Below are 17,612 nucleotides of genomic sequence, written 5' to 3'. Positions count from 1 at the left end.
ACCGAGAGGACACCCCATGATCCCCGTCCCGTTCGACCCCGAGATCGCCCCCGTGCTCGACGCCCTGGCCGCCGACCCGCAGCCGGCGCTCAGCCGGGAGACGCTGCCCGGAATGCGCCACGGGGCCGCGTCCGTGTTCCCGTCGGCGGAGGCCGTCATCGGCGGCCGGCCCATCGACGTGGAGGACCGCGTCATCCCCGGCCCGGCCGGCGCGCCCGACCTGGAGGTGACCGTCCTGACCCCGCGCGGCCACGACGCGTCGCGCCCCGCGCTGCCCGTGCTGTACAACATCCACGGCGGCGGGATGATCGTCGGCCACCGCAGCTGGGAGACCGGCCGGCTCGTGCAGCTGGTGGAGGAGCTGGGCGTCATCGCGGTCAACGTCGAGTACCGGCTCGCCCCGGAGAACCCGTACCCGGCCGGGGTGGAGGACTGCTACGCCGGCCTGGTCTGGCTGGCTGAGCACGCAGCAGAGCTCGGCGCCGACCCCGATCGCATCGTGGTGATGGGCGGCAGCGCCGGAGGCGGCTTCTCCGCCGCCGTCGCCCTGCTCGCCCGTGACCGCGGCGGCCCCGCGCTCGCCGGACAGCTGCTGCTGTGTCCGATGATCGACAACACCAACACGACCGTCTCGAGCCATCAGTACGCCGGCATCGGCACCTGGACGCGCGAGACCAACCTGCTCGCCTGGGAGTGCGTGCTCGGCGAGGAGCTCGCCTTCAGCGACCGCGCTCCCGCCTACGCCGCGCCGACCCGCGCGACCGACCTGTCAGGGCTGCCGCACGCGTACATCGAGGTGGGCGCCGCCGAGCCGTTCCGCGACGAGGACGTCGAGTACGCCTCCCGGATCTGGGCGGTCGGCGGCGACGCGGAGCTGCACGTCTGGTCGGGAGGCTTCCACGGCTTCGACATGTACGCGCCGGACAGCGAGCTCACGCGGGCGGCGCTGGCGGCGCGGTTCTCCTGGCTGCGGAGGGTGCTCGGGCTGTGACCGCGCCACGGCCCGTCCCCTACGACAGCGAGCTGGAGCCCGGTCTCGCGGCGTTCCTCGACCTCGTGGAGCGCATCCCGCTGCGTGGGCACACCATCCTGGCCAACCGGGCGCACTTCGCGACCATCATCCCGCCGATCGCGGAGCAGGCGGCCGGGCTGCCGGTGGAGTGGGAGGACCGGCTCATCCCCGGACCGCCCGGGGCTCCGGCGGTGGCGGTGACGATCGTGCGACCGGTGCGGGCGGAGGCCGCCGCTCCCGGCGTCCTGAGCATCCACGGCGGCGGTCAGGTGCTCGGCACCCGCTTCTTCGGCACCGGCGAGCTGATCGACTTCGCCGTGCGTTTCGGCACGGTCGGGGTCGCGGTGGAGTACCGACTGCACCCGGAGGCCTCCGACGCCGGTCCCGGCCCCCGCGGAACCGCAGGCGCGGAGGACTGCTACGCGGCCCTGGAGTGGTTCGCCTCCCACACGGAGGAGCTCGGCGTCGACACCGAGCGCCTGCTGGTCTCGGGAGCGAGTGCCGGCGGCGGCCTGTCGGCCTCCGTCGCGCTGATGGCACGCGACCGCGGCGGCCCCCGGCTCGCCGGGCAGCTGCTCGACTGCCCGATGCTCGATGACCGCGACGACACCGTGTCCGCCGCACAGTACGACGGCATCGGCGCCTGGGACCGCAACAACAACGACACCGCGTGGAACGCCATCCTCGGCCCGGACCGGTTCGGCGACACCGTGTCGCCCTACGCGGCGCCGGCGCGGGCGACCGACCTCTCCGGCCTGCCGCCCGCCTACATCGCGGTCGGCGCCGCAGAGGTCTTCCGCGACGAGGCCGTCGCCTACGCCTCCGGCATCTGGGCGGCGGGAGGGCCCGCCGAACTGCACGTCTGGAGCGGCGGCTACCACGGTTTCGCCGGCTTCTCGCCGGACGCCATCGTCTCGCGTGCCGCCCTCGCCGCCCGCGACAGCTGGGTGCGCCGCACCCTGCGACTCGCGTGACCGTCGCAGCGCCGCCGCTGATGAGCGTGCGGCGCAGCGTCCTGGTGCTCGGGCTGCTGGAGGCGTTCGGCCCGCTCTCGATGGACCTGTACCTCCCGCAGCTGCCCCGGCTGGCGGCGTCCCTGCACACCGGCGACGCCCTCGCGCAGGCGACGATGTCGGTGTGCATGATCGGGCTGGGCGTCGGCCAGCTCGTGGCCGGTCCGCTCTCCGACCGGTTCGGGAGGCGCCGGCCGCTGCTGATCGGCGTCGCCCTGTTCACGGTGTTCTCGCTGGCGTGCGTGCTGGCGCCGAGCGTCGAGCTGCTGCTCGTGGCGCGGCTGCTGCAGGGCCTCGCCGGCTCGGCCGGACTGGTGATCACGCTGGCCGTCGCCCGCGACCTGTACAGCGGGGCGGACCTGTCCCGGATGCTGTCCCTGCTCGCCCTGGTCAGCGCGTCGGCCCCGATCGTCGCCCCCGTCGTCGGAGGCGCGCTCGCGCTCGTGCTCGACTGGCGCGGGATCTTCGCCGCGCTCACCGCGATCGGTCTCGGCCTCTTCGTGCTGGCGTTCACGGGTTTGCGGGAGACGCTGCCTGCCGCCTCCCGTCATTCCGGCGGGATGCGCACGGTCGCCTCCCACCTGCACGCCCTCGGCCGCGACCCGGTCTACGTCCTCGTCGTCGCGGCCGCGGCGGCCGGCGGAACGGCTTTCTTCGCGTACCTGTCGATGTCGAGCTTCGTGCTGCAGGACGGGTTCGGCCTCAGCCCGCAGCTGTTTAGCCTGTTCTTCGCCGTCAACGCGCTCGCCAACCTGCTCGGCGCACAGCTGAGCCGCGCGCTCGTGCTGCGCCTCGGGCCGGGGCGGCTGTACCTGATCGGCCAGCTCGCGACGGCGCTGGCGGCGATGCTGTTGCTGGCGGTGGTCCTGCTCGGCTGGGGGATGACGGGCGTGCTCGCGTCGCTCGCGGCGTTCCTGTTCGCGTCGGGTCTGGGCGGGCCGAACGGGACCACCATCGCACTCGGCGGGCACGCGGTGCGCGCGGGCACGGCGGCGGCCGTGCTGGGAACGGTGACGTTCACGGTCGGGCCGCTCGTCGGGCCGTTGGCAGCGCTGGGCGGGACGTCGGCGCACGCGATGGCGGTGACGATCGCGGTGGCGGCGGGGGTGGCTGCGGTGGGGGCGGTGGGGGCTGGGGTGGTGTTGCGGCGAGGAGTGGCTCGCGTCAGTCGTGTCGGTCCTCCGGCGTCGTCACGCGGCGGTGTATGAGCCGGGCGACCAGGTCGACGACGAGAAAGACGATGCAGACGCCAGCGCCCCGCCCCCGCAGCGATTCCCGCGTTGATGAACACGTCGGATGCGTGAGCAGGTGACCAGAGGGCGTGGACTCACGTACTGGTGACGGCGGTCGTTCGAGAGATTCACGCAGAACCGGCCGCCCCGCACAGCGGGACGGCCGGCCACAGCAGACGGCGAACCTCAGCCGTTCACGCTCGACAGCGCGGCGCCGACCGCGATGCCGTAGATGATCGAGACGATGATGCCGAGTGCCACGAGGATGGCGCCGACGATGATGCCGGCCTTGGCGAGGCCGTTGGAGTAGCCGGCCTTCTTCGACTGGCTGGAGGCGACGATGCTGATGATCAGGCCGACCAGGGGGAGGATGATCGCCAGGATCAGTCCCACGATTCCGAGGGTCTTGCCGGGGTAGTCTCCGGCGGGGGCGGACGGCTGCTGGTACGGAGCGGACTCGCTCATCGGGTTCCTTTCAGACGGGTACAGGTCGCTGGGCCAGCGGTTCGTCCGGCCCGAGCGCACATAGTCTGACGGCACAGCGGCTTCACCGCAACCTCATCGTCGCAGGTCGCCCGCGGCGTAGAACCGTCTGACCGCGCCCCGCGACGCGAGCACGATCGACGGTATGCCCGCCGACCTGGCGCGTTCGCGGTAGCGCTCCCGATTCCCGGCCGTCCGGGTGACGATCCAGCGCATCATCGCCGGGTCCAGCCGGTCGGCCACGCCGTCGAGGCCGCCGAGGCGGTCGCGCTCGAAGAGGGTGCGCCGGACGTACCGCGCGAGGCTGGTCGGTGTCGAGATGTCCAGCACGATCAGTCCCGTCGCCCGGGTGAGGCGTTGCGGGAGCCACTGCGAGTAGTCGCCGTCCATGACCCACCGCTCCCCGTCGATCGCGGCGTCGTGGAGGCGGCCGAACTCGTCAGGGTCGCGCTCGATCCAGTGCGAGCCCGGGACGAATCGCAGCACGTCCAGATGCACGACGGGCAGCCCGGTCGTCGCGCCGATCGCGGCGGCGAGCGTCGACTTGCCGCTGTTCGACGGCCCGAGGATGCAGATGCGTTCGCCCAGTTCGGACAGGCCCGGCTCCGCTTCCGTTCGCGTCATCCCGCCAACGCTACCCGGCACGAGGCGCCTCCAGCTCCTGTCGACCCGCATCCTTCACGCGCTGAAGCCAGTCGGCCGTGCTGATGGCGTCGTCGACGGTCCCCGCGGCCAGGAATCCCGCGGCGAGCCCGGTGAATTGCGTGAAGCACTCCTCGCAGAGCACGCGCGTCGCGGTCCGCCTGCCTTCGCCGGAGAGGCGTCTCCGGCAGTTGTCGCAGCGGCCGCTCACGCGCGCTGGAGGCCGAGGTCGACCGCCCAGCTGATGTCGACGCTGTGGGTCGGCGGGAGGTCGGTCGCGTCGGGTCGGATGGACGGATTCATGGGCGTCACCTTTCCAGTGCCAGGTCGAGGTCGGAGCAGAACGTCGCATCGCTGCGGGTGTCGGAGGGCTTCCGCGGGAACACCGCGGGAACGTTGTCGGGCCGCACGCACACCACGAGCGGAGGGACGCCGGTGCTGTCGCCGAGGATCCCGGCGGTCCACGCGGAGGAGCAGAGGTCGACGGCACTGGCGGCGCGGTCGGCGGGCGTCGGCACCTGCGACGTTCCGTTCGGGCCGGTCTGCTCGTCGGGGAGGCCGACCTGCGTGTAGCGGGAGTCGACGCTGTCGGCGCTGTAGCAGTACGCCGACCTGGTCTGCTGCACGTGCGGCGCCAGGGTGACCCAGGCGAGGCTCCCGGCGCCGAGCACGACGGTGGCGCCCGCGGCTGCCGCCATCATGCGGCCGCGCTTCTTCTGCCGGCGCGTGTAGCGGGTCAGCCCGTCGTCGAGGAGCGCCGTGATCCGGGCGTCCGCTCCCGCGGGGAGCAGGGGTGCTGCGTTCGTCGTCATGTCCTCAGCTCCTCGGTCCCAGTTCGCTCTGCAGGCGCGTGCGCATGCGGGAGAGGCGGTTGCGCACGGAGCCGTGCTTGAGGCCGAGCGCGGCCGCAGCCTCCTTGTAGGTGAGCTCCTCGACCAGACAGAGGCGGAAGATCTCCTGGTCGACGGCCGGCAGCCGGTCGACCACCTCGCGGACGAGCGCCATCGCCTCGTCGAGTGCCGCGAGCTCTTCGGCGGAGGCGCGGGCCGACGGCGGGTCGGCGGCGTCGAGCGAATCCGCCGTCCTGCGCTGGTTCGCGCGCAGGCGGTTGCGGCTGAGGTTCTTGACCGTGACGATCAGCCAGGGGAGGACGGAGACGCCGTAGAGCTGCACCTCGCGTCGGCGCGTCCAGAGCGTCAGGAAGGCGTCGGCCGTCATCTCCTCGGCGTCCGGCCGGGAGCGGAGGACGCCGTACGCGTTCCAGTAGACGCTCGCTCCGTGCCGCTGGTACAGCTCGGTCAGGGCGTCGCGATCGCCGTGCCGAAGCCGCTCGACGGCGGGCCGGTCATCGACCGAGCTCCCCGTCGATTCGGGCGTTGGCGCGTACACGGTCCCCCTTACGCCGAATGTGCGTCTCACTGACATCATGTCCGCTCGCGCGGAATCGTCTCACGCGATCTCAGGGAGCGTGACGTGGGCGTGTCGGCTCGTATGTGCGCGCAGACGGATGCGTCTCAAAACGGCCTGCGCTGTCGGCGTGTCGCCCGTGGCCCGTTGCGTGGGACCGGCGATTGCGTCTTGACTGGGGTACCGGCCGTGATCGGGTGATGCATTCGCTGCAGGGGAGTGACTATGGGGAGACGCGCGCGCGTGAGTGCAGGGGTGGCCGTTCTGGGGCTGGCGGTCGCGATGACGGCGTTGGGGGCGAACGCCGCCGTCGCGGCCGCTCCTGCGGTGGCGCCTCCGCCGGTCGCGGCCGCGGACGAGAGCTGCTGGTACGCCGTGGACACCGGGCAGAGTCTGTGCGTGAAGACGGGGGAGGACCTGGTCGCCGCTGTGGCCGAGGAGCAGGGCGTACGGCTGATCATCCCCGACGGCGAGAGCGTGTCCGGGCTGAAGGTCGACGCCCGCAGCGAGGCCGCGCTCGCGCCGGCGGGGGCGCTGGCGAGCACGGCGGTCTCGACGATCTACGACGACAACAACTACGGCGGGGGTTCGTACACGATGTCGGTCAGCAGCGGGAGCTGCGCCACCACCGCGTACGGGTTCACCGACATCGGCCCGATCGGCTGGTACAACCGCGTCTCGTCGTTCAAGAGCTATGGAGGCTGCAAGACGGCCGTGTTCTCGAGCACCAACTACGGCGGATCCAGCACCGGCTACTGGACCTCGCTCAGCTCGGTCGGATCGATGAACGACCTCGCGAAGTCCTGGCGCGTCTCCGGCTGATCCGCTCGTCGAGGGGAGAGCGGAGCAGCAGACGTCGTCAGGCCGCGGCCGTCGGACAGTGAAGGGGGTTCGCTGAAATCCGACAGCCGCACCGGCCGCACCCGCGAGCTCGACACGCCCGACGGGTGCGGCCCTTCTCTGCGTTGGCGCGCTCTGTTGAAGCGGCTCGGCGCGCCCGCTGCGGACTCTACTTCCGCGCCGGTCGCCTCCGCCGCACCGGTTCGTGCGCGGGCAGCACGGTGGTGAATCGGGCCATGGAGCCGAGCACGTCGTTGGCGTAGCCGGCGCGGGCGGTGCCCTGACCCCGCGGGTTGACGAGGGGGAGCGGCAGGTCGATCGGCGGGGTGCCCTTCTGGAAGACGTGGGCCGTGCGGTACGGCACCCTCGTCCTGCCCGACGCCACCATGAGGGTGCCCGCCTGGACGTGGTCGACGCGATCCCAGGTCAGTGTGAAGCGAGGTTCTGCGTCCGGGCTGCCCTTCCAGAGCCGGATGCCGTCGAATCCGACCGATACGACGACCGCGCCGCCGAGGCCGAGGTGAGGAGTGGTGCCTCCTGCCGCTTTCAGCGCCTGTCGGAGCTCGGGCGTCTGCGGCGAGAGGAAGACGGTTTCGCCGGGCCGGACGGTCGCGAACCGACGGATCCGGCCGCGCGTCCGGAGGACGCCGAGCCCCATGCTTGCAGCCACCAGGAGCGGGACGCCCACGATTGCCGCAACGAGCCCGATGAGCACTCCTGAGCGACCTGGCCCGTCCGGCACGCTGAGGGCCACAGGTAGGAGGAGTGCCGTCAAGAGCACCGCGAACAGCACCGCAGCGGCCGTGTACACGATTGCGGCTCCTCTGCCCTCGTCCGGAGGCACCGCGAAGTACGTCGCCGTCGTGGGCGCCGAGGCGGGCTCGGGCGGACCACCGGCTTCAGCCGGACCACCGGCCTCCGCCGGGGGGAGGGTCAGCACGGCGGAGTGCGCCCGGCGGATGACGACGCCGGTGACCGGATCGACCTGGTCGAAGGCGACCCGTCCGGAGGTCTGGGTCGTGTAGCCGGCTGCGGCCTCGGCGCGGTCGCGCCGCGACACGAAGACGACGAAGGCGACGATCACCAGGGCAGGGACGAGAAGGACGCCGGCCAGCAAGGCGGCGTCGGAGGCGGTCATGGCACCGCGCCGACTCGTGGCGCCCAGGAAGAGCCCGACGCCGACGCCGAGGACGACCCAGACGAGGCTGAGCGCAGCGGTGCTCCTCCGGAAGATCAGGCTCGCCCGGTAGGCGGTCATACCGGGCACGAGCGTGTACTGATCGCGACGAGTGCTGGATTCCCCCGGAGTGTCCATGGCGTCACCCTAGTGGTTAACGTCCATGAACAAAACGGATTCTGCGTCGCGGCGCCTACTCGTAGATGCGGGCCACGGCCTCCTCGACCGGGATGATGACCTCCGGGTTCTCCGGGGCCCGTTCGCCCGGCACGTACCGCACCCAGCGCAGCGCGCCCTGGAACGGATTCGACCGGCGGAGGACGTGGCGGTCCCAGTCGACGGGCCCGCCACGGTCGAGGCCGACGCTGATGCCCGTGAACGGGGCCATGCCGAGCAACTGCAGCACGGGCTCCAACTCGAACAGCTGGGAGGCGACGTCAGCGTCGGCGCCCGCCCACGCGCTCACCCGCCAGCGCAGCCCGGGCTCGGCGGCGAAGCGCAGCAGCACCTCGCTCTCGCCCGCCGTCGCCAGCGCCCCCAGCGCTCCCGACGCCCGATGCATGCGCCCGTACTCGTTGTATGCGAGTTCGAGCACCTGGTCGCGCACCGACAGTGCATAGCCTCCGCCCTGGTCGCCGTGCGCGACGAGCACGCCCTCGCCGCTGCCGAAGTCGGCGCGCACGACGATGTCGAAGCTGCGCAGCTTGGTGAGCTTCGCCGACCGGAACCGCTCCAGGGTCGCTGTTCCGGGGTAGAGCGTCACGGGGCGCTCGAGCTCCAGCTCGGTCGAGGGGCGGTGGGTGAACAGCGAGCCGTCGTCATCGAGGGGGAACACCGTGTTCCACCAGGCGGCGCGGCGCCACTCCTCCGCGAGCTCGGCCACGAGCTCGGGATCCTCCCCGGAGAGGTCGACCAGCTCGGTGGGGTCGCTCGAGGTGTCGTACAGCCGCCACTCGGCGTCGTCGTACGTGTCACCCCAGCGGTGAGCTGTCACGATCTTCCACGGCCCGCGCGAGTAGGCCCGGTTGCCGGCGAACTCCGAGTACTGCGCCGTGCGCGAGGGGGCCGCCGCGGCGTCGCGCAGCACGTCGTCGAAGGGGAGGCCGTCCACCTCGTGCGGCGACGCCAACCGCGGCACGCCCGCGAGCTCCAGCAGCGTCTGCCCGAGGTCCGTGACGTAGGCGTACTGCGACCGGATGCCGTCGTCGCCGTCGGCGCGAGGCAGTCCCGCCGGCCACGACACCACGAGCGGCACGCGGATGCCGCCCTCGTAGGTCGAGCCCTTGTAGAGGCGGAACGGCGTGTTCGAGACGCGCGCCCAGCCGGCCGGATAGTGCGCGTGCACTCGCGGGCCGCCGATCAGGTCGGGGTCGCGGTCGACATCCCGCTCCCAGTCGGCGGGGAGGCCGGCGAGCTGCACGAACTGACTGAAGTAGCTGCGTGTGCCCTCGGGGCCGCCCTCGCCCGTTCCGCCGTTGTCGGACGCCACCACGACGATCGTGTTCTCGTACTCGCCGAGTTCGCGCAGCTCGTCGAGGAGCCGAGCGAGGTTCTGGTCGACGTTGTCGACGGCTGCGGCGTACACCTCCATGTAGCGCGCGAACAGGTCGCGCTGTTCGGCGGTGAGGTCCTCCCACGCGGTGTCCCCGGGTGCGGGCTCTGTCGAGGCGGGGAAGAGCCCGTCGCGCACCTGACGCGAGAAGCGCTCCGAGCGCACGTGGTCCCAGCCGCGCTCGTAGGCGCCGCGGTACTTCTCGATGTCCTGGCGTTTGGCCTGGATCGGGCCGTGGACGGCGTGGTGCGCGAAGTACAGGAAGAAGGGCTTGTCCGCGTCGTTCGCGCGCAGCGCCCGCACCATCCCCAGCGCGCGGTCGGTGAGGTCGTCGGTGAGGTAGTAGTCGTCCGGGTAGTCGTCGACGATCACGGGCGAGTTGTCGCACACCAGACGGTGGGGATGGAAGAGCGTCGTGAACCCGTCCATCGACCCGTAGTAGCGGTCGAAGCCGCGCTGCAGAGGCCACGACGACTTGTCGGCGCCGTCGTTCATCTTCGACTCCGTCGTCAGGTGCCACTTGCCGACCATGAACGTCGCGTAGCCGGACGCTCGGAACGACTGCGCGATCGTGGGCACGTCCTCGGCGATCTCCATGACGTAACCGGGAAAGCCGGGATCGGCGTGGACGACGGAGGCGAACCCGGCACGGTGCGGGTTGAGGCCGGTCAGCAGCGCGGCGCGGGCGGGGGAGCAGACCGGAGTCGAGTGGTAGTTGGTGAAGCGATAGCCGGTCTCGGCGAGCTCCTGCACGGCCGGCGTGGCGATCTCGCTGCCGAACGGCGACAAGTCGCTGAACCCGAGGTCGTCCAGCAGCACCACGACGACGTTCGGTGCTCCCTCCCGCGCGCGAAGGCGCGGCGGCCAGGCCGGGGTGGAGGCGCTGGTGACCTCCGCGGCGACGCCCGTGAATCGCTCGTAGCCGCGCGAGGGGTACCCGGCCGCGTCGCCCGTCACGCCGCCTGCTCCCGCAGCTTCAGCCACGCCGCCCGACGTTCGGCCTGCTTCACGGGGTCGGCGATCGGGGAGGCCGTCAGCAGCCGCCGGGAGTACGGGTGCTGCGGGTCGCGCGTGAGCTGCTCGCCGTCCCCGGTCTCCACGATCTCGCCCCGGTACATCACCGCGACACGGTGGCAGATGCGCCGCACGACGCCCAGGTCGTGCGAGACGAAGAGATACGAGACGCCGGTGTCGCGCTGCAGCTCGATGAACAGGTCGATGATCGTCGCCTGAGTGGTGAGGTCGAGCGCGCTGACGGGCTCGTCGCACACGATCAGCCGCGGCTTGCGCACGAGCGCCCGGGCGATCGCGATGCGCTGGCGCTGACCTCCCGAGAACTCCTTCGGATAGCGGTCGAGCACGTTCGAAGGGAGCTTCACACGGTCGAGCATCTCGGAGACCACCGCGCGCGCCTCCCTGCGGGACGTGCCCGCGGTGGTCAGCGGTTCGGCCAGGATGTCGCCGATCGTCATCGCCGGGTTCAGCGATCCGTACGGGTCCTGGAAGACGACCTGGATGCTGGAGGCGAGCTCGCGCCGCTTGGCGCCCTTGAGTCGGGTGATGTCGCGGCCGTCGAACTCGATGCTGCCGGAGGCGACGGGTACGAGCCCGAGGATCGCCTTGCCGAGCGTGGACTTTCCCGAGCCGGATTCGCCGACCAGCCCGACGCACTCGCCGGCGCCCACCTCGATCGAGACCTCCTTGAGCGCGCGGAAGGACCCACGGCGCTGGCCGTAGTCGACCACGACGTCCTTCGCGGACAGCAGCGGCTCGAACCCGGGCGCCGTAGGCACGGGAGCGGGGACGGCTGCGGTGGGTGCGGTCATGCCGGCACCGCCTTTCTGGTCTCGGGATCGTGCGCCGCGTCCAGCTCGGAGCGGCTCTCCGCCCCGTCGAGCGAGGCGGCGATGAGCTCGCGTGTGTAGGCGCTCGCCGGGCTCGCGAAGATCCGATCGACCTCACCCACCTCCACGATCTCGCCGCCCCGCATCACGGCGACGCGATCGCAGATGTCGGCGACGACGCCGAAGTTGTGGGTGACGATCACGAGCGCCATCCGGTACTCCCGCTGCAGCTCGCGAAGCAGCTCGAGCACCTCCGCCTGCACCGTCACGTCGAGCGCGGTCGTCGGCTCGTCTGCGACGAGCACCGACGGCTTGCCCGCGATCGCTCCGGCGATGAGCACGCGCTGCGCCATGCCACCGGAGAGCTGGTGCGGGTACGACTTCATCACGCGGGGAGGATCGACGATGCCGACCCGCTCCAGCACCCCCAGTGCGCGTCGGCGGGCATCCGCCTTCGATAGCTTGTGCACGGCGCGCAGCGGCTCGATGAGCTGGTGCCCGATCGTGAACGACGGGTCCAGGTTCGACATCGGCTCCTGCGGGATGTAGCCGATCTCGTGACCGAGCAGCCTCTGGCGCTCGGCGTGCGGGAGCTTCGTGACGTCCCTGCCGCCGATCCAGATGGCGTCCGCCGCGCAGGCGCCGCCCGCCGGGAGCAGGTCGAGGATGCTGAAGACGGTCTGCGACTTTCCCGAGCCGGATTCCCCGACGATTCCGAGCACCTCGCCGGGGGCGACGTCCAGGTCGATGCCGTGCACGACCTCGAGCTCGCCGCCGTCCGCCGTCGCGTAGTTCACGCGCAGGTTCTTGAGCTGGACGGCGGAGTCGGCCGACTTGTGCGCGATCGCGCCGGTGGAGGTCGTGACGGCGGCCGGCTCGCGGAGTGCACTCCGCTTGCGCCGACGGTGCACGGGCGTCTTGACGCTGACGACGTCCGCGAGGGTGGAGCCCAGCACGGCAAGGGCCGCGATCGTGATACCGAGGGCCAGCGACGGCCAGAGCAGCAGCAACGGCGTCGTCAGCATCGTGCGGAAGCCCTCGTTCATCATCGCGCCCCAGCCGGGCGTCTTCGCACCGCCGATGCCGAGGAACTGCAGGCCAGCCTGCATGCCCATCGCGAGCCCGGCGGTCAGCGCGGTCTGGATGATGACGGGGGCGTAGACCGCTTTCACGATGTGCTTGGACAGGATGCGCGCGTCGCCGAGACCCGAGACGCGGGCGGCATCCACGTACGGCTCGTTGCGCACGGCGAGTACCGTCGAGCGGGTGAGCCGGAAGTACCCGGGAGCCATGAAGACGCCGAGAGTCGCCATCAGCACGGTGAAGTCGTTGCGCGTGCCGGCGGCGACGATCAGCAAGATGATCATGCCGGGCACCGCCTGCAGGGCGTCGCTGACCCAGGTCGCCGTGCGGTCGAAGGTGCGGCCGTAATAGCCCGCGGCCAGGCCGGCGGGTACGCCCACGAGCATGGCCACCACGATCGTGACGAACGCGCCCCACAGCGTGGACTGGGTGCCCCAGATCAGCCGGCTCAGCACGTCGCGCCCCGCGCTGTCGCCGCCGAGCGGGTGCGCGGGGCTCGGCGGCGCCTTGGTGAGCGCGAGGTCGACGAAGTTGGGGTCGTGCGGCGACAGCAGCGGAGCGAGCACGGCCACCAGCACGACGATCACGAGCACGCCGAGCGAGACGGCGCCCGCCGGCCGCTTCAGGAAGCGTGTGAACGTGGAGCCGCGGCGTGGTGCCGCCGCAGGGCCTGGGTCGATGAGGACTTCGGTCGCCGTCATTGCACACGCGCCTTCGGGTTGATCCAGCCGAGCACCACGTCCAGGAGGAAGTTGACGACCACCACGAAGATGACCGTGATGACCGTGATGCCGAGCAGGATGGGGATGTCGCCGTTCTGGGAGGAGCCCGAGGTGAGAGCGCCGATCCCCGGCAGGGAGAAGATCTGCTCCACGACGATCGCGCCGCCGAGCAGGCCGACGAACATGAGCGCGAGCACCGTCAGGGAGGCCGGCGCCGCGTTGCGCACGAGGTGCACGACGACGCGCCGCTGGGAGAGGCCGCGCGAGCGCAGCGTGCGCACGAAGTCCTGGTTGTTGGTGGAGATGATGGCGTTGCGCAGCTGCTCGGCGATCATGACGATCGCGCCGAGCGACAGCGCCACCGCCGGCAGGGTGATCGAGCGCAGCCAGCCGTCGACGCTGACCTGGGGCTGCACGTAGCCGACGGCCGGGAACCACCGGAGGTTCACGGCGAACCAGATCACGAGCACGAGGCTCACCCAGAAGCCCGGAAGCGCGAACAGGATGACGGACGCGGCCTTGATGATCTTGTCCAGCACGCTGCCGGGACGCAGGCCGGCGAGCACGCCGAAGAGGCCGCCGAAGAGTGCCGACAGCAGGGTCGCCGCGGTGACGACCGAGAGTGTCACGGGGAGTTTGATGGCGATCTGGGCGTTGACCGGCTGGAAGTTGCGCCAGGAGTCGCCGAAGTCGCCGACGAGCGCATGGCTGCCCCAGTCCCAGAACTGCACGAGCAGCGGGCGGTCGGTGCCGATCTTGGCGGCGAGGGCCGCCTGCTGCGCCGGCGTCGCAGAGCTGCCGAGGAGGCCGGCCGTCGGGTCGCCGATGGCGGCGTGGGCGAGGAAGAAGGTGCCGATGGAGACGGCCAGCAAGAGGATCACGCCCGAGATGAGCCTCTTGACGGTGAATCTGATCATGTGCGGGGTTCCTGCCGGTTGTGGGGGAGGGGCGGGTCGCGCCGGCTGCGCGGCCCGCCCCTGGTCGTGCCGAGGTGCTACTTGACTGCGATCTGCCGCAGCGTGGGGAACATCATCCCGACCACCGGGGTGATCGCGATGTTCGAGGTGGAGGTGTAGCTGTTGTTGGCCTGGTACCAGATCGAGAACCACGCCTTCTGGGTGACCAGCTTGTTGAGTGCCTCGATCTGGGTGATCTGGTCGCTCGGGTCGGCGGTGAGCACCTTCTGCACGGCGGCCTGCACGTCGGGGAACTGGTCGACCTCCGGGGTGGGGTTGTACCACTGCGGCAGGTTGATCATGCGCTGCACGGTCGCGACCGGGTTGGAGTCCATGGACAGGAAAGCGACGAACATCGGGTAGGTCGGGGCGTTCTTCTGGTAGTCCATGTACTGCATGTCGTCCCAGGTGACCTTGATCCCGAGGTCGCCGAAGGTCTGATCGACCACCGGCTGCCAGACCTGGAAGACCTGCGACATCGGCATGTGCAGTGAGAACCCGTTCGGGTAGCCGGCCTCGGCCAGCAGCGCCTTCGCCTTGCTGATGTTGAAGGTGTACATCGTGTTCAGCGAGGCGACGTTGCCGGGCATCCCGGCGGGGAACACCTGGTTCGAGACCTTGCCTGCGCCGTTGCCGACGGACTTGAGGATGCTGGCGCCGTCGAACGCGTAGTTCAGCGCCTGGCGGACTTTCTCGTCGCCGAGCGGCTTGAACTTCTGGCCGGCGCGGTCGGTGAACTGGAGGCCGACCCAGCCGGAGACCTTCTCCGCGATGTTCCAGCCGTTCTGCTTCGCCTGCTGCAGGGCGGTGTCGTCGGCGTAGTTCACGTTGATCTGGCCGGACATCATGGCGTTGTCACGCGCGGTCGCGTCCTGGATCGGGTAGATCGCCAGCGGGTCGAACGGGAACTGCTTGGCGTCCCAGTGGTTCTTCACCTTGGTGAAGTGGTACTCCGACCCCGCGACGCTCGTGGAGGCGAGCGTGTACGGCCCGGATCCGACCGGCTCCTTGGCGAGCGTGCCGGCGTCGATCGCCTTGGGCGCCATCATGTAGCTGCGGCCGATGCCCATGAAATAGAGCAGCGTGTCGTCGCGCTCTTTCAGGTCGATCTTCACGGTGTCGTCGCCGACGGCCTCGAACTTGTCGACGCTCGCGTAGGCCTCGCCGCTGCGGGCGCCCTGCTTGAGGTAGTTCAGGCTCTTGACGGCCGCGGCGGCGTCGAACTTCTCGCCGTCGGAGAACTTCACTCCGGTGCGCAGGGTGAGTGTCACGGTCTTGTAGTCGGTGGAGGTCTCGAACTTCGTGGCCAGGGCCGGCACGGGCTTGCCGTCGCCGTCCACCGCGATCAGCGGGTCGTAGACCGCCGACAGGTAGGGGCCGTCGAAGCCGACGTCGGCCAGGGACGGATCCCAGCTCGTCACGTCGGCGAAGTTGCCGATGTTGAGCGGACCGCCGGCCGCCGCCTTCGTGGGTGTGGTTTCGGTTCCCCCGGAGCCGCAGGCGCTCAGCGCCAGCACGGTCGCGGTGGCCACGGCCACCGCGATCAAGGCTTTCTTCATGGTGTCTTCTCTCGGTTCGCTAGGCAGGGAGTGGAACTCGAAACAGCAGACGTCGATCCAGCGATCGGCTGACACTCCGCTGTGTCGTGGCGGTAATTCTACAGTTGTTGACAAGAAAGGCAACTAGCGGAGAAAAACGATGGGAAAAGCCTGACATGGCGCGGCTCGCATGCGAAATCGGCGCAGGGCGATCGTCGTTCGGCGCATCGCGCGACGCGGGGAGGTGGCCGCAATGTACGGGATGATATACGATCCTCACGGGGCGATCGGCCCCGTCCCCTACGACGTCGAAGGGAGCCACCGGTGCTCGACAGCCCGACCATCCAGGCCATCGCGGACGAGCTCGCGACAGCCGAGAGCGACCGCACGACCGTCCCGCTGCTGACCGCCCGCCACCCCGGCATGACGGTGGAGGACTCCTATGCCGTGCAGCGCGTCTGGGTCGAACGGGGCCTCGCCGCCGGCCGGCGCCTCGTCGGCCGCAAGATCGGCCTGACCTCCAAGGTGATGCAGCAGGCGACGGGCATCACCGAACCCGACTACGGCGCGATCTTCGCCGACATGGTCTACGAGACCGGTTCCGTCATCCCGTTCGACCAGTACTCGAACGTGCGCATCGAGGTCGAGCTGGCGTTCGTGCTCGACCGGCCGCTCGCCGGGCCCGACGTGACGCTCTTCGACGTCCTCGACGCCACGAAGTACGTGGTACCGGCGCTGGAGATCCTGTCGTCGCGCATCGAGCTCCAGGGGCGCACCATCGTCGACACGATCTCCGACAACGCCGCGATGGGCGGCATGGTCGTCGGTGGGCGGCCGGTCGCGGTCGACGCCGTCGACCTGCGCTGGGTCGGGGCGCTGCTCTACCGCAACGAGACCATCGAGGAGTCCGGCGTCGCGGCGGCCGTGCTCGACCACCCCGCCGCCGGGGTCGCCTGGCTCGCGAACAAGCTCGCGCAGCACGGCACCCGCCTCGAGGCCGGCGACATCGTCCTCGCCGGTTCGTTCACGCGCCCGATGTGGGTCGAGCGCGGCGACACCATCCACGCCGACTACGGGACCCTGGGGGCCGTGACATGCCGATTCCTCTGACCTCAGCGCCGACGCTCGCCGACCGCCTCCGCACGGCCGACCGCACGCTGTACGGGATGTGGTCGTGCGGCGGCAGCCCGCTGGCCGCGGAGATCTGTGCGGGCAGCGGCCTCGACCTCCTGCTCATCGACGGCGAGCACTCGCCGGTCGGGCTGGAGTCGATCCTCGCCCAGCTGCAGGCGGTCGCCGCCTACCCGGTCACGCCGATCGTGCGCGCGCCGATCGGCGACGCCGCCATCCTCAAGCAGCTGCTCGACCTCGGGGCGCAGAACGTCCTGGTGCCGATGGTCGACAGCGTCGAGCAGGCCGAGGCGATGGTGCGCGCCGTGCGCTACCCGCCGCTCGGCGTGCGCGGCGTCGGCAGTGCGCTCGCCCGGTCCTCCCGCTGGAGCCGCATCCCGGACTACCTGGCCCGCGCGCACGAGCTGGTGTCGCTGACCGTGCAGATCGAGACGGCGGAGGCGCTCGCCGCGGCGGGCGGGATCGCCGCGGTCGAGGGCGTGGACGCGTTGCTGGTCGGTCCGGCCGACCTGGCGGCCTCCCTCGGCCTGCTCGGGCAGCAGAACCACCCGGACGTCATCGCGGCCGTCGAGAGCGTGATCCGCGCGGGCCGCGAGGCCGGCACACCGGTCGGCGTCAACGCGTTCGACCCGGCGACCGCCGACCGATATGCGGAGGCCGGGGCGGCGTACCTGCTGGTCGGCTCGGATGTCACGCTGCTGGCGCGGGCCTCCGAGGCCCTCGCCGACCGCTTCATCGGCCCCGCGGGCGGCTCCGCGGCGGCGTACTGATGCTGCGGGCAGGCGCCAACTCCGGAGCCGCGACCGCGCCCGCGGCGCTTCGCGCCGTAACTCCGGACATCCGCCGCCATCCGGCCGCGACCTCCGGACGTACGGACGCTCGCGGGCCGTTGCCGACTCCGGAGGTCTGGCGCCATCCGCCCGCGATCTCCGGAGTTACGGGCATTCGTCCGGCGCGTCGCGCCCCATCTCCGGAACTAC

General features: G+C 70.9%; 17 protein-coding genes. 6 read left to right on the top strand and 11 right to left on the bottom strand.

Features of this window, described 5'->3' with window-relative positions:
• Nucleotides 1-16 precede the first annotated feature (16 nt).
• Genes KNO15_RS12960 through KNO15_RS12950 form a run of 3 tightly spaced genes read left to right on the top strand, consistent with a single transcriptional unit; the run spans nucleotide 17 to nucleotide 3,233 of the window.
• Nucleotides 17-991: an alpha/beta hydrolase gene (locus KNO15_RS12960; protein ID WP_241704149.1), complete on the top strand. Its 975-nt coding sequence runs from the start codon at nucleotides 17-19 to the stop codon at nucleotides 989-991.
• Nucleotides 988-1,986 (top strand): alpha/beta hydrolase, encoded by a 999-nt coding sequence (locus KNO15_RS12955; protein WP_241704148.1) that lies wholly within the window; start codon nucleotides 988-990, stop codon nucleotides 1,984-1,986. Before KNO15_RS12960 ends, KNO15_RS12955 begins: the two co-directional genes overlap by 4 nt.
• Nucleotides 1,983-3,233 carry a multidrug effflux MFS transporter gene (locus KNO15_RS12950; RefSeq protein ID WP_241704147.1) on the top strand — a complete coding sequence of 417 codons (1,251 nt, stop codon included), beginning with the start codon at nucleotides 1,983-1,985 and terminating at the stop codon, nucleotides 3,231-3,233. Before KNO15_RS12955 ends, KNO15_RS12950 begins: the two co-directional genes overlap by 4 nt.
• A gap of 210 nt (nucleotides 3,234-3,443) precedes the next feature.
• On the opposite strand, the gene KNO15_RS12945 is transcribed toward KNO15_RS12950, so the two are convergent.
• The 5 genes from KNO15_RS12945 to KNO15_RS12925 all read right to left on the bottom strand — a co-directional run bounded on the left by KNO15_RS12945 (nucleotide 3,444) and on the right by KNO15_RS12925 (nucleotide 5,771).
• Nucleotides 3,444-3,722 carry a DUF4190 domain-containing protein gene (locus KNO15_RS12945; protein ID WP_241704146.1) on the bottom strand — a complete coding sequence of 93 codons (279 nt, stop codon included), beginning with the start codon at nucleotides 3,720-3,722 and terminating at the stop codon, nucleotides 3,444-3,446.
• Between the two features lie 93 nt (nucleotides 3,723-3,815).
• Nucleotides 3,816-4,364, bottom strand: a complete 549-nt coding sequence (locus KNO15_RS12940) for a hypothetical protein (protein ID WP_241704145.1) — start codon at nucleotides 4,362-4,364, stop codon at nucleotides 3,816-3,818.
• Nucleotides 4,365-4,374: 10 nt separating this feature from the next.
• Nucleotides 4,375-4,593, bottom strand: coding sequence for a hypothetical protein (locus KNO15_RS12935; RefSeq protein ID WP_241704144.1), 219 nt, complete (start codon nucleotides 4,591-4,593; stop codon nucleotides 4,375-4,377).
• 97 nt (nucleotides 4,594-4,690) lie between these two features.
• Nucleotides 4,691-5,194, bottom strand: coding sequence for a hypothetical protein (locus tag KNO15_RS12930; protein ID WP_241704143.1), 504 nt, complete (start codon nucleotides 5,192-5,194; stop codon nucleotides 4,691-4,693).
• 4 nt (nucleotides 5,195-5,198) lie between these two features.
• Nucleotides 5,199-5,771, bottom strand: coding sequence for an RNA polymerase sigma factor (locus tag KNO15_RS12925; protein WP_241704142.1), 573 nt, complete (start codon nucleotides 5,769-5,771; stop codon nucleotides 5,199-5,201).
• Between the two features lie 261 nt (nucleotides 5,772-6,032).
• Between KNO15_RS12925 and KNO15_RS12920 the strand changes: the two genes are divergently transcribed.
• The gene (locus KNO15_RS12920) at nucleotides 6,033-6,611 is read left to right on the top strand and encodes a hypothetical protein (RefSeq protein ID WP_241704141.1); all 579 of its coding nucleotides are present in this window, start codon (nucleotides 6,033-6,035) and stop codon (nucleotides 6,609-6,611) included.
• A 187-nt stretch (nucleotides 6,612-6,798) separates the two neighbouring features.
• Here KNO15_RS12920 and KNO15_RS12915 read toward each other — a convergent pair whose 3' ends face one another.
• From KNO15_RS12915 to KNO15_RS12890, 6 genes are all read right to left on the bottom strand, one after another.
• Nucleotides 6,799-7,944 carry a hypothetical protein gene (locus KNO15_RS12915; RefSeq protein WP_241704140.1) on the bottom strand — a complete coding sequence of 382 codons (1,146 nt, stop codon included), beginning with the start codon at nucleotides 7,942-7,944 and terminating at the stop codon, nucleotides 6,799-6,801.
• 55 nt (nucleotides 7,945-7,999) lie between these two features.
• Complete coding sequence (locus KNO15_RS12910; protein WP_241704139.1) at nucleotides 8,000-10,342, bottom strand: arylsulfatase; 2,343 nt, start codon at nucleotides 10,340-10,342, stop codon at nucleotides 8,000-8,002.
• Complete coding sequence (locus KNO15_RS12905) at nucleotides 10,312-11,184, bottom strand: ABC transporter ATP-binding protein (protein ID WP_241704138.1); 873 nt, start codon at nucleotides 11,182-11,184, stop codon at nucleotides 10,312-10,314. The genes KNO15_RS12910 and KNO15_RS12905 overlap by 31 nt, the downstream gene beginning before the upstream one ends.
• A complete protein-coding gene (locus KNO15_RS12900; protein ID WP_241704137.1) occupies nucleotides 11,181-12,986 on the bottom strand; it encodes a dipeptide/oligopeptide/nickel ABC transporter permease/ATP-binding protein in 1,806 nt (601 codons plus the stop codon). The genes KNO15_RS12905 and KNO15_RS12900 overlap by 4 nt, the downstream gene beginning before the upstream one ends.
• Nucleotides 12,983-13,924, bottom strand: coding sequence for an ABC transporter permease (locus tag KNO15_RS12895; protein WP_241704136.1), 942 nt, complete (start codon nucleotides 13,922-13,924; stop codon nucleotides 12,983-12,985). The genes KNO15_RS12900 and KNO15_RS12895 overlap by 4 nt, the downstream gene beginning before the upstream one ends.
• A gap of 77 nt (nucleotides 13,925-14,001) precedes the next feature.
• Nucleotides 14,002-15,522, bottom strand: coding sequence for an ABC transporter substrate-binding protein (locus KNO15_RS12890; RefSeq protein ID WP_241704135.1), 1,521 nt, complete (start codon nucleotides 15,520-15,522; stop codon nucleotides 14,002-14,004).
• A gap of 303 nt (nucleotides 15,523-15,825) precedes the next feature.
• Between KNO15_RS12890 and hpaH the strand changes: the two genes are divergently transcribed.
• Nucleotides 15,826-16,611: a 2-oxo-hept-4-ene-1,7-dioate hydratase gene (gene hpaH / locus KNO15_RS12885; protein ID WP_241704134.1), complete on the top strand. Its 786-nt coding sequence runs from the start codon at nucleotides 15,826-15,828 to the stop codon at nucleotides 16,609-16,611.
• Nucleotides 16,596-17,402 carry an aldolase/citrate lyase family protein gene (locus tag KNO15_RS12880; RefSeq protein ID WP_241704133.1) on the top strand — a complete coding sequence of 269 codons (807 nt, stop codon included), beginning with the start codon at nucleotides 16,596-16,598 and terminating at the stop codon, nucleotides 17,400-17,402. Before hpaH ends, KNO15_RS12880 begins: the two co-directional genes overlap by 16 nt.
• The last annotated feature ends 210 nt before the right edge of the window (nucleotides 17,403-17,612 follow it).

The sequence above is a fragment of the Leifsonia shinshuensis genome, assembly GCF_022606355.1.
GTDB classification, from domain to species: Bacteria; Actinomycetota; Actinomycetes; order Actinomycetales; family Microbacteriaceae; genus Leifsonia; species Leifsonia shinshuensis_B.
The sequence above is the reverse complement of the archived record's forward strand: the minus strand, read 5'-3'. Positions and strand labels throughout refer to the sequence as shown.